General features: G+C 67.7%; 8 protein-coding genes. 6 read left to right on the top strand and 2 right to left on the bottom strand.

Features of this window, described 5'->3' with window-relative positions:
• Positions 1–122: 122 nt before the first annotated feature.
• Positions 123–1,025, bottom strand: a complete 903-nt coding sequence (locus XarjCFBP7645_RS19390; RefSeq protein ID WP_104538732.1) for a tryptophan 2,3-dioxygenase — start codon at positions 1,023–1,025, stop codon at positions 123–125.
• A 395-nt stretch (positions 1,026–1,420) separates the two neighbouring features.
• On the opposite strand from XarjCFBP7645_RS19390, the gene XarjCFBP7645_RS19395 reads away from it, so the two are divergent.
• The 6 genes from XarjCFBP7645_RS19395 to XarjCFBP7645_RS19420 all read left to right on the top strand — a co-directional run bounded on the left by XarjCFBP7645_RS19395 (position 1,421) and on the right by XarjCFBP7645_RS19420 (position 11,549).
• Positions 1,421–5,002, top strand: coding sequence for a lamin tail domain-containing protein (locus tag XarjCFBP7645_RS19395; RefSeq protein WP_104538733.1), 3,582 nt, complete (start codon positions 1,421–1,423; stop codon positions 5,000–5,002).
• 177 nt (positions 5,003–5,179) lie between these two features.
• Positions 5,180–6,268 (top strand): pyruvate dehydrogenase (acetyl-transferring) E1 component subunit alpha, encoded by a 1,089-nt coding sequence (gene pdhA / locus XarjCFBP7645_RS19400; protein WP_047126215.1) that lies wholly within the window; start codon positions 5,180–5,182, stop codon positions 6,266–6,268.
• On the top strand, positions 6,261–7,331 hold the full coding sequence (locus XarjCFBP7645_RS19405; RefSeq protein ID WP_047126216.1) for an alpha-ketoacid dehydrogenase subunit beta: 1,071 nt from the start codon (positions 6,261–6,263) through the stop codon (positions 7,329–7,331). The genes pdhA and XarjCFBP7645_RS19405 overlap by 8 nt, the downstream gene beginning before the upstream one ends.
• A 1-nt stretch (position 7,332) precedes the next feature.
• Positions 7,333–7,716: an SH3 domain-containing protein gene (locus tag XarjCFBP7645_RS19410; RefSeq protein ID WP_047124579.1), complete on the top strand. Its 384-nt coding sequence runs from the start codon at positions 7,333–7,335 to the stop codon at positions 7,714–7,716.
• Positions 7,713–9,161: a dihydrolipoamide acetyltransferase family protein gene (locus tag XarjCFBP7645_RS19415; protein WP_104538735.1), complete on the top strand. Its 1,449-nt coding sequence runs from the start codon at positions 7,713–7,715 to the stop codon at positions 9,159–9,161. Before XarjCFBP7645_RS19410 ends, XarjCFBP7645_RS19415 begins: the two co-directional genes overlap by 4 nt.
• A gap of 1,098 nt (positions 9,162–10,259) precedes the next feature.
• Positions 10,260–11,549, top strand: a complete 1,290-nt coding sequence (locus XarjCFBP7645_RS19420) for a DEAD/DEAH box helicase (protein WP_104538736.1) — start codon at positions 10,260–10,262, stop codon at positions 11,547–11,549.
• Between the two features lie 97 nt (positions 11,550–11,646).
• Here the strand turns inward: XarjCFBP7645_RS19420 and XarjCFBP7645_RS19425 are convergent, their stop codons facing one another.
• A complete protein-coding gene (locus XarjCFBP7645_RS19425) occupies positions 11,647–11,979 on the bottom strand; it encodes a DUF6172 family protein (protein ID WP_104538737.1) in 333 nt (110 codons plus the stop codon).
• Positions 11,980–12,313 lie beyond the last annotated feature (334 nt).

Below are 12,313 nucleotides of genomic sequence, written 5' to 3' on the forward strand. Positions count from 1 at the left end.
TGCCCGGAGCGTACCCCGGGAGACGCGCGAGGATCACTTAGACGTCATGTACGCGTCAAATTCGCAGGATTCGCCGGCCTGATGGCGGCCGGTCTGCGGGGATCAAGCCCGCACCGATCCGCTCAGCCCTTTTCAGGCTCACCGCGACCACCAACCGTCGGCTCACGACCCTCCACGCCCACCGAGGTGCGCACGTCGAACAGCTCCGGGAAGAACGTCAGCGCCAACGCCTGCTGCAGAAAGCCCACGCCGCTGGACCCGCCGGTGCCGCGCTTGAAGCCGATCACCCGCATCACCGTGCGCATATGGCGGAAGCGCCAGAGCTGCAACTGGGTTTCCACATCGACCAGGTCCTCGCATAGCGCGTACTCGCGCCAGTAGCGGTCGGTATTTTCGTAGATGCGCTCGAACATCGGGTGCAGGCTGTCGTCGGCCACGTGCGCACAGGTCCAGTCGCGCGCCTGGTATTGCGGCGGAATCGCATGCCCGAAGCGCGCCAGGTAGCGCAGGAACTCCTCGTACAGGCTGGGCGCTTCCAGCACCTCGCGCAGCCGCGCCTGCCCCTGCGGGTCGTACGCGAACACCTGCAGCATCTGCGGGTTCTTGTTGCCGAGCAGGAACTCGATATAGCGGTACTGCAGCGACTGGAAGCCGGACGAGGGGCCCAGCACATCGCGAAACCCCATGTACTCGCTCGGCGTCAGCGTTTCCAGCACCGACCACTGCTCGGTGAGCTGGCGCAGCACCTGCTTGCTGCGCGCCAGCACCTTGCGGCACTGCCAGACCTGGTCGTTCTGCAGGTGCCCCATCGCCGCGCGCAGTTCGTGCGCCAGCAGCTTGAGCCACAGCTCGGCGGTCTGGTGCTGGATGATGAACAGCATCTCGTCATGGTGCGCCGGCTCGGACAAAGGCTGCTGCGCCGACAGCAACTGGTCCAGCCGCAGATAGCCGCCGTAGGTCAGCCGCCCCTCCAGATCGGTGTGGATGCCGGGTTCCAGGTCACGCAGGTTCTTGTCGACGGGCATGGCAGTGCAGATGGATCGGGCCTGTCAGGGTAGCTCAGCGGCGGAGATTGGGGATTGGGGAATCGGGATTCGGGATTCGGGAGGCAGGAGTTGCAGCGCGCGGCCTTGATGCATGTCGCTGCGTTGCGCTGTGTCGCGCTGCCGTAGCAGCGTCCGGTTTGCCTGGGTGGCCTGCCTACTTGGCAGCCTGGCAGTGCCGTGGCGTACGCGACCGGTACTTCACATCTGAAAAATCCGGCCGCTTTCGACCGTGCGGTCGCAGCCGCTGCGCCGGTGTCACCGTATCGTCAACCAAGGTCTGCAAATTCATGCAGAATCGAACGGCGCTGCCGGCCAGGGACGTGGCCGGACCAGGGGAGCGCTTCACGTCTCATGGATCAGGGGACTCTCATCTCATGCATGTGTTGCAGCGTCGTGCAGCCTTACTTTTCTGTGCGCTGGCGATTGCCGGCCACGCCGATGCCCAGGTCGTCATCAGCCAGGTCTACGGCGGTGGCGGCAACAGCGGTGCCACCTTCCGCAGCGATTTCATCGAGCTGCACAACATCGGCAGCACCCCGGTCAGCCTAGACGGCTGGTCGGTGCAATACGCCTCGGCCGCCGGCAGCAGCTGGCAGGTCACCCCGTTGGCAGGCACTGTGCCGGCCGGCGGCTATTACCTGGTCAAGCAGGCCGATGGCAGCGGCGGCAGCGTTGCGCTGCCCACGCCCGACGCCACCGGCACCATCGCCATGGGCGGCGGCGCCGGCAAAGTGGCACTGAGCAACAGCGCCTCCGCGTTGAGCGGCGCCTGCCCCACCGGCAATGCCGATCTGGTCGGCTATGGCAGTACCGCCAGCTGCGCCGAAGGCAATGCGCCCACACCGGCGCCCAGCAATACGCTGGCAGTGCTGCGCGGCGGCGATGGCTGCACCGACACCGACAACAACTCGGCCGATTTTTCCACCGGCGCGCCGGCCCCGCGCAACGCCGCCAGCCCCGCACGCCTGTGCAGCGGCGGCGGCCAGCCGATCGCCACGCTGGCCGATGTCAGCCAGGCCGAAGGCAACAGCGGCAGCCGCAGTGTCGTTTTCACGCTGAGCCTGAGCCAGCCGGCCGGCGCAGGCGGGGTGAGCTTCACCGCGGCCACCGCCGATGGCAGCGCCACGGCCGGCAGCGACTATGTCGCCCTGCCCGCCTCCAGTTTCCGGATCGCCGCTGGCGAGCGCAGCGCCAGCATCGCCGTGGAGGTGCTGGGCGACACCACGCCCGAGCCCGACGAGACCTTCGCGCTGCAGATCAGCGGCCTCACCGGCGCGTTGCCGGCCACGCTGAGTGCCACCGGCACCATCCTCAACGACGACTTCAGCCTGCTGCCGATTCACGCCATCCAGGGCAAGGGCGCACGCTCGCCGCTGGAAGGCCAGATGGCCGCCACCTCGGGCATCGTCACTGCCCGTCGCAGCGCCGGCTTCTTCCTGCAGGCGCCGGATGCCGAAACCGATGGCGATCCGGCCACCTCCGAAGGCGTCTACGTCTACACCGGCAGCGCACCGCCGGAGGCCGCCGCCATCGGCAACCGGGTGCGCGTGCAGGGCACGGTGCTCGAGTACGTGCCCACCGCCGACCCGACCCAGCCGCCGCTGACCGAGATCGGCGGCAGCCTGACCGTGCTGCTGGATTCCACCGGCAACCCGTTGCCGATGCCGGTGGCGTTGAGCGCGAACTTCCCCAACCCGAACGGCGCCTTTGATCAGCTCGAGGCGCTGGAAGGCATGCGCGTCACCGCCGCCAGCCTCACCGTCAACGCGCCCACCGGCGGCAGCGTCAACGAGGTCAATGCCACCGCCACCAGCAATGGCGTGTTCCATGCGGTGGTCACCGGCCTGCCGCGCGCCTTTCGCGAGCCCGGCGTGCAGTTGCCCGACCCGCTGCCGGCCGGCGCGCCTGCCGGCGTGCCGCGCTGGAACACCAACCCGGAAGTGATCGCCGTCGGCAGTGCCGGCGTGGGCGCCGAACGGCTGGATCTGGCCTCCGGCTGCCTCGTGCTGGATGTCACCGGCCCGCTGGACTACAGCTTCCGCCGCTACACGCTGTATCCGGAACGCACCCCGCAAGTGAACTGCAACGGTGCCGACCAACCGCGCCCGGCACCGTTGCCGCAGGCCGACGACGTGGCGGTGGCGACCTACAACATGGAGCGCTTCTTCGACGACCAGAACGACCCGGCGATCGGCGAGCCGGTGCTCACCCCGGCCGCGTTTCAGGCCCGCCTCAACAAGGCCTCGCTGGCGATCCGCAACGACCTGCACACGCCCGACATCCTGGGCACGGTGGAGGTGGAAAACATCAGCGTGCTGCAGACGTTGGCTGCGCGCGTCAACGCCGATGCCATCGCCTCCGGCCAGCCCAATCCGCAGTACGTGGCCTACCTGCAGGAAGGCAATGACGTCGGCGGCATCGACGTCGGTTTCCTGGTCAAGACCGGTACGGTGTCGGCCGGCATGCCGCGCGTGGAAGTGGTGTCCATCGCCCAGGAAGGCAAGACCACCACCTGGACCGAGCCGGCGGGTGGCGTGAGCCTGCTCAACGATCGCCCGCCGCTGGTGCTCAGCGCCAGGGTGCACCAGGCCGATGGCCGCGTGTTGCCGCTGACCGCCATCGTGGTGCATCAGCGCTCGCTCAACGGCGCCGAGACCGACGATGCGGCCGGCACCCGCATCCGCGCCAAACGCCAGGCCCAGGCCGAGTACCTGGCGCGTCTGCTGCAGACGCGCCAGCAGCTCGACCCGGCCGAGCAGGTGCTGGTGATGGGCGACTTCAATGCCTTCGAATTCAACGACGGCTATGTGGATGCGATGGGCACCGTCACCGGCAGGCCGGCGCCGGATGCGCAGACCGTGGTGAGCGGCGATGGCGTGGACCTGGTCACCCCGGACTACACCGATCTGACCTGGTTCAACACGCCCGACCAGAGCTACTCGTACGCCTTTGACGGCAACGTGCAGTCGCTCGATCACATCCTGGCCAACGAGGCGCTGATGCGCGCACCCGGCATCGCCTCGCTGTCGGTGGGCCACGCGCGCATCAATGCCGACTTCCCCGGCACCGCGCGCAATGATGCCGATACGCCCACGCGCTTGTCCGACCACGACCCCACCGTGGTGCTGTTGCGCATGGCGCCCGCATTGCGTGCCGACCTGGGCGCAACGGTCACTGCGGCACGCGCACAGGTCACCGAAGGCGAGCGCATCGACTTCACTGTGGATGTGGAGAACCGTGGGCCCGACAGCGCGGCATTTGCAGCGGTGGCACTGGCCTTCGACGCCGCGGTGAGCCCACGGGTCACCGCGGCACCGGGCTGGAGCTGCCAAGCGCCGGAAACAGCGACCCAGACGGTGGTCACCTGCACCATCGCCTCGCTGGCATCGGGCAACGCACAGCGCTTTGCCGTGCAGGTCGACGCTGGCGCGGAACTGGCAGGACGCACCCTGACCCTGGCCGCCTCGGTCGCCTCGCAAACGCCCGACCCGCAGCCGGACAACAACACCGACACCGCCGCAGTGAGCGTGCAGCCAGCGCTGCGCAGCGACCTGGCAGTGCGCCTGGAAGGCCCTGCCACGCTGCCCACCACCGCCTTCAATGCCACCTACCGGGTGTTGCTGGACAACCGCGGCAACGCAGCGGCCACCGGTGCCAGCGTGCGGATCGAAGGCAACACGGTGTCGGCGCTGTCACTGCTGGTGCCGCCCAGCGGCTGGCGTTGCGCCAAGCAACTGCAATCGTTGCGCAGCGCGATCTTCATGTGCAGCACCGCCGCCGCAGTGCAGCCGGGCGCGCAGGCCGCGTTCCAGCTGACTGTCGCGGCAAAGCCGATCCCGGCCGAGCGCGCGGTGCGGGTGCAGGCCAGTGCCAGTTCGACCTCGCCCGATGCCAACCCGGCCGACAACGCGGCGCTGATCGTCACGCCGATCGGCGCAGGCGCCGGCCGCCGCTAATCGCAGTGCAACATGTCGCAGTTCTGTACTGCGATAAAGGGCGCGGCCTGGTCCGCGCCCTTTTTTTTGTGCAAGCCAGCATCATTGTGTGCTGCGGTGCAGGACAGCTTTTTGCTGCGTGGTCCTTAACATCGCAACTCATATCATTTGAAACTTCTTGGTGAAGGTGTCGCCGCAATGAGCGTAGCCGCGCAGTTCGAGATCGAATATCTGCAATACATGGACGCGGACGGCCAGTTCGTCCGCGACGACCTGCCGGCCGACGCCGCCAACCCGCAACAGTTGCTCGCGCTGTTCAAGCGCATGCTGTTCGTGCGCACCTTCGACAGCAAGTCGGTCGCGCTGCAGCGCACCGGCAAGCTGGGCACTTATGCGGCCTGCCTCGGCCACGAAGCCACCCACGTGGGCATCGGCGCATCGATGCGCAGCGGGGATGTGTTCGCGCCCAGCTATCGCGAGTACGGCACCATGTTCGAACGCGGCGTGCGCCCGCGCGATGTGCTGCTGTACTGGGGCGGCGACGAACGCGGCAGCGACTATCCGCGCGATGCCGATGCGGCAATCGACTTCCCGATCTGCGTGCCGATCTCCACCCAGTGCCTGCATGCGGCCGGTTCGGCGCTGTCGTTCAAGCTGCAGGGCAAGCCGCAGGTCGCAGTGGCCTGCTGCGGCGATGGCGGCAGCTCCAAGACCGACTTCTACGCCGCGCTCAATTCCGCCGGCGCCTACAAGCTGCCGCTGATCCTGTGCGTGATCAACAACGGCTGGGCGATCTCGGTGCCGCGCTCGGCCCAGACCGGCGCGCAGACGCTGGCGCAGAAGGGCCTGGCCGGCGGCCTGCATTGCCTGCAGGTGGACGGCAACGACCTGATCGCCGTGCTCGAAGCGATGCGCCAGGCGCGTGCGCGTGCACTGGCCGGCGACGGCGGCACGGTGATCGAGTTTTTGACCTATCGCCTGTCCGATCACACCACCGCCGACGATGCGCGGCGCTACCGCGGCGAAGAAGAGGTCAAGCAGGGCTGGGCGCGCGAGCCGCTGCTGCGTCTGCGCCGCTATCTCACCGCGCAGGGCCTGTGGGACGAGGCGCAGGAAACCGCCTGGAAAGCCGAATGCGGCGCGCGCGTGGACGCAGAGGTCAACGCCTATCTCAACACGCCGGTGCAGCCGGTCGAAGCGATGTTCGATTACCTCTACGGCGACCCGCCGGCCGAGTTGCTGGCCCAGCGCGCCGAGGTGATGGCGCAGGAGGCCCGTCATGGATGAGCTCAACCAGTCACACCTGGCTGCGACACAGCAGGCCAGTGCCCCTTACCACGCCGCAGCCACGCGCGGAGAGATCGCCATGAGTTCGCCCATCACCCTGATCGAAGCCATCACCCAGGCGCTGGCCTGGGAGCTGGAACACGACCCCGCGGTGCTGGTGCTGGGCGAGGATGTCGGCGTCAACGGCGGCGTGTTCCGCGCCACCGCTGGCCTGCAGCAGCGTTTCGGCAGCAAGCGGGTGCTGGACACGCCGCTGGACGAAACCACCATCGCCGGCCTGAGCGTCGGCCTGGCCGCGCAGGGCATGAAGCCGGTGGCCGAAGCGCAGTTCGACGGCTTCGTCTACCCGATGGTCGATCACCTGATCTGCCACGCCGCCCGCCTGCGCAACCGCACGCGCGGGCGCCTGCACTGCCCGATGGTGCTGCGCGTGCCGTGGGGCGGCGGCATCCGCGCGCCGGAACATCACAGCGAAGCCAACGAGGCCATCTTCACCAACGTGCCCGGCCTGCGCGTGGTGTTGCCGTCCTCGCCGCAGCGCGCCTATGGCCTGTTGCTGGCCGCGATCCGCGACCCGGACCCGGTGATCTACATGGAGCCCAAGCGCATCTACCGCCAGTACAAGGAAGTGGTCGCCAACGACGGCGAGGCGCTGCCGCTGGACGTGTGCTTCGTGCTGCGCGACGGCACCGACGTCACCCTGGTGACCTGGGGCGCGCAAGTCAAGGAAGCGCTGGAAGCGGCCGACAAGCTCGCCGGCGAAGGCATCAGCGCCGAGGTCATCGACGTGGCCACGCTGCGCCCGCTGGACTTCGACACCATTGCCGAATCGGTGGCCAAGACCGGCCGCTGCGTGATCGTGCAGGAAGCCCCGCGTACTGCCGGCTTCGGCGCGGAGATCGCCGCGCAGCTGGCGGAAAAATCGATGTACGACCTGCTTGCGCCGGTCGAACGCGTCACCGGTTACGACACGCATATCCCGCTGTTCCGGCTGGAAATGAAGTACCTGCCGAGCGTGGAGCGCATCGTCACCGCCGCCCGTCGCGCGGTGGCCGCCGGCTGACATGCGCGCCCGTCTGCTCTGCGATTATCGCGCCGCGTACGCCAACCCGATCCGCTTCCACGCCGGCCAGCAAGTGACCGTCGGCGTGCGCGATGAGGAATGGCCGGCCTTTGCCTGGGTCAACACCGGCGACGGCCATGCCGGCTGGGCCCCGGTGGCCTGGCTGCGCCCCCTGGGCGACGGCCAGGCCGAAGCCCTGCGCGACTACGACGCACGCGAACTCGATGCCCACCAGGGCGAGGACGTGTTGCTGCATTACGAACATGGCGGTTGGTGGTGGTCCGAGCGTGCCGATGGCATGCAGGGCTGGCTGCCGGCCGCCGACCTCGAACTCCTCGACGACACCACGCCGCCGCTGCCTGCGGCGCAAGAGAACCTGCCATGAGCGAAGCCAAGAATTTCCACCTGCCCGACCTGGGCGAAGGCCTGCCCGACGCCACCATCGTCGAATGGTTCGTCAAGGAGGGCGACACTGTACGCCTGGACGATCCGCTGGTCTCGATGGAGACCGCCAAGGCGGTGGTCGAGGTGCCCTCGCCGTTTTCCGGCACCGTGGTCAAGCTCGCCGGCGCCGCTGGCGATGTGATCGTGACCGGCGCGATGCTGGCGCAGTTCGCGCTGGACGCGTCGCAGCCGCAGCGCGCCGATGGTCAGGACACCGGGCACTCGCACGGCCCTGCATCCACGCACACGCCCAGCACCGGTGACAGCGCCGCCGGCCCGACCACGCGCGTGGTCGCGTCCGACAACGGTGGCGAGATTGCCGACGCCGATGCCAGTGGCGAGAGCGAGCGTGACGACGCCGGCACGGTGGTCGGCGCGATGCAGAGTTCCAATGCCGTACAGAGCGAACAGGCGATTGCCGTGGGCGGCGTGCGCGCGATGCCGGCAGTGCGCTCGCTGGCCCGCAAGCTGCGCGTGGACCTGGGCCAGATCCGGGCGAGCGGCCCGGATGGCACGGTGACGATGGCCGATGTGAAGCAGGCCGCCGCGGCCGGCAGCGCGCCGTTGTCTGCAACGCGCGCTGGCGCGCCGGTCACGCCGACCAACGGCAGCAACGCGCCGGCAGCCGCGCCGCATGCCGCTGCCGGCACGCACTCGGCAACCAGCGGAGCCGGCAACGCGCAACCACGTGCAGCGCTGTCTGCCAGCGGCAAACCGATGCGTACCCAGTCGCCAGGCGTGGTCGCAAAAGGGCAGCCGGAGCAGCTCAAGGGCGTACGCCGCAACATGGCGCGCGTCATGGCCGATGCGCACAGCAAGGTGGTGCCGACCACGCTCAACGACGATGCCGACATCCACGCCTGGCAGCCCGGCAACGATGTCACCGTGCGGCTGGTACGCGGCATCGTGCGTGCGTGCCAGGCGGTGCCCGCACTCAACGCCTGGTTCGATGGCGAGGCACTCAGCCGCACCCTGCACACCCAGGTGGATATCGGTATCGCGGTCGATACCGAAGAAGGCCTGTTCGTGCCCGCGCTGCGTAATGCCGACATGCTCGACGCGCACGGCATTCGCGAAAGCGTCAACCGGCTGCGCCAGCAGGTGGAAAACCGCAGCATCGCCGCGTCGGAGCTCAGCGGCTACACCATCTCGCTGTCCAACTTCGGCATGTTCGCCGGCCGCTACGCCACCCCGGTGGTGGTGCCGCCGTGCGTGGCCATTGTCGCCGCCGGCCGCGCGCGCTACCAGCTCACCCCGGTGATGGGCGGGGTGGAAACCCACAAGGTGATGCCGCTGTCGCTGACCTTCGACCACCGCGCCGCCACTGGTGGCGAGGCCGCGCGTTTCCTGCGCGCACTGCTGGACGATCTGGCGCTGGCCAACTGACGCACGGGCAGCAAACAGCCGCGTCTACCACCAGGTGGGCGCGGCCGGCCGTGTGGCGGCCATTCGCACGCGCCTGGGCCCGCGGTTGCGTCCCGCGATGGTGAGCGGGCAAGGACCCGTCGAGATGGTCAGTGTGCGTGGTTACAAGCAGCGCGTGAAAGGCGGCATTTGGACTAGGCGCACCCGATCGGTTGCCAACGCCAGGTGATCGACAAGCAGGTTTTCGCCAAGCCACCGACCAACATCCTGGTGCGGTGCCCTCGCCGGTTGCGGGACCCTTGGCGGCATGGATGCCGCCAAGGAGCCTCCACGGACGGATTTACGGCGTGTCCCGCAAGCGGTGAGGGCACTGCACACTCGACGGACAAGGCTTTTGACTTAAGCATCTGATCGCGCCTAAACGACGCCACCGTTTTCAGTCTCGCTTGCTTTAAGTGTCGTGCTCCAAAGACCTGGACAGCGCGGATAGATTAGGTTGCAAAGCGGATGATCTGCGGCCTGGCTGCAGGGCCCTTTGCCCGCCCACCATCGCAGGACACGCCGCGAGTACGTCCTTGTAGGCTCTTACGCGGCATCCATGCCGCGTAAGGTCCCGCGACGGTGGGCGGGCAAGGACCTGTCGAGATGATCGGTGTGCGTGGTTACAAGCAGCGCATGACATGCGTTGTTTGTATAGCAAGCCCAATCAGTTGCCCAAGACGAGCCGAGCAAGAAGCAGGCTTTCATTGAGCAACCTAGAAACTTCCTGGTGCGGTGTCCTCGACGGTTGCGGGACCCTTGGCGGCATGGATGCCGCCAAGCAGTCTCCACGGACGGATTCACGGCGTGTCCCGCAAGCGGTGAGGGCACCGCGCACTCCACGGACCAGTCTTCTTGATTCAAACATCTGATCGCGCCTAAGAATCCACGGGTCGAAGTCTTGGTTGCGGTATGCGTTGTGCCGGGATGGACTTGGACGATATGGAAGGATGAGCTGCCACGCGGCAGCGCTGCGCTCTGGTTGCAGCGCCCTTGCCCGCCCACCGACGCATTGTTCAACGGCAACCTCGCATGACGTACTACCGACCATTGCAGCGCAAATGCCTGGATAATCGGCCCATGTCATTTGCCCATCTCTCGCTGTCGCCTCAGCTGCAGCCATTCTTCGACACTGCGCTGGCACGCGCCGGTTACCGTACGCCCACACCGATCCAGCAGCAGGCGATTGCGCCGATGCTGCAGGGGCGCGATCTGATCGCGATGGCGCAGACCGGCTCGGGCAAGACGCTGGCCTATGCGCTGCCGCTGCTGCAGCAACGTTGCCTGGCCCCGGATACCGCACCGCGTGTGCTCGGTGCGCTGGTGCTGGTGCCCACGCGCGAACTCGCCGCGCAGGTCGAAGACACCCTGCGCCAGCTGGCCGCGCATCTGCCGCGACGGCTCAAGATCGTTGCGGCCACCGGCGGCAGTTCGATCAATCCGCAGCTGCTCGCCCTGCGCGGCGGTGCCGATATCGTGGTCGCCACGCCCGGCCGGTTGCTGGATCTGGTCGATCACAACGCGCTGCGCCTGAGCGAGGTCGCCACACTCGTGCTCGACGAAGCCGACCGCCTGCTCGAGCTAGGCTTCGGCGCCGAGCTCGATCGCATCCTGGCCTTGTTGCCGACGCAGCGCCAGAGCGTGCTGTTTTCGGCCACGTTTCCGCCCGCGATCGCCTCGCTGGCCAAGCGTCGCCTGCGCGACCCGCTGCGCATCACCATCGCCGCCATGCCGGAGGCCGCGCCTGCGATCGAACAACGCGCAATCGCCGTCGATGCCGGCCAGCGCACGCAACTGCTGCGCCACCTGCTGGAGGAGCACGGCTGGTCGCATCTGCTGGTGTTCGTCGCCAGCCGGCACACCGCCGAAAAAGTCGCCGAAAAACTCGGCAAGAGCGGCATCAGCGCGCAGCCGCTGCATGGCGAACTGAGCCAGGGCCGCCGCGAACGCAGCTTGTCCGCCTTCAAACAGCGCGAACTGCAGGTGCTGGTGGCCACCGATCTGGCCGGGCGCGGCATCGATATCGACGCGCTGCCGGCAGTGATCAATTACGACCTGCCGCGTTCGACGGTGGATTACACCCACCGCATCGGACGCACCGCACGGGCCGGCGCCAGCGGCCTTGCGATCAGCTTCGTCACTGCGGAGAGCCAACCGCAATGGCGCTTGATCGAAAAACGTCAGGGCCTGCGCGTGCCGACCAGCGTGATTGCGGGATTCGAACCGACCCTGGCAACAGCTGCCCCTGCGTCGCAGACGCCGATGACCGGCACGCGCGCGCCGGACGACAATGGCGGCATCAAGGGCAGGCGGCCAAGCAAGAAGGACAAGCTGCGCGCAGCGGCAGCACAGGCTGGCAAGCCGGACTGAGCGTTCGATGCGGTGACGGGCACGCGCATTGCTGACGACGGCCACGCAACGCGTGCCGACGCAGCGCAATCCACCGTCACGCCGGTGCGGCGAAGACTCAGTCCTGCTCGAAGTCCAGTTCGCCGCCCGGGGCGCTGTCACCGTCCGCACGCGCGGTGCGTTTGCCGGGCTTGCGCAGGATTTCCACGAAGAACTGCTCGCCACCTTCGCTGGTGAGCGCATTGATCGACCGGATCAGCTCGGCCGGCGGCAGCGGCGCAGCGCTGGCTTCGTCCACCCCGAAGCGCATGTCGAAGTCCCAATAATCCACACCTTCCGGCAAGTCCTTGCGACGCTCGCGGCGGATGTACTTGCGGATATCGTGCTTGCTGGACTCCAGCAGACGATCGCGGTTCTTGCCTTCGAGGTTGAGCTGATAGGTCTTGCGCATGGCGACATCGGTTGGGAACTGGCCGCCTATTGTGAGGCCACACGAGCGTTCTGCGTGAATGCCGGCGCTGCGGGTGAACGTCGGGCCTGCACCGCGACGAGGTCGGGAATCGACCGCCAGCGCGTGCCGGTCCTGCCTCGCGCCGCAAGCCCGGTCATTGCCGCACAGACGCGGCCACGCGGATTCGGAGAGGGAATCGAGCAGGTGGCACTTCTGTGAGCTCTGCGACGGCTCATGCCATCGTCGCAGACACCGCTTATGGGCTCGTAGAAAATGTGCTGGTCGGACGGGAGCGACGAGCCGGCGAGCGCTCGCAGCGCGAGTCAAGACATCT

It is taken from the genome of Xanthomonas arboricola (assembly GCF_002940665.1).
GTDB classification, from domain to species: Bacteria; Pseudomonadota; Gammaproteobacteria; order Xanthomonadales; family Xanthomonadaceae; genus Xanthomonas; species Xanthomonas arboricola_B.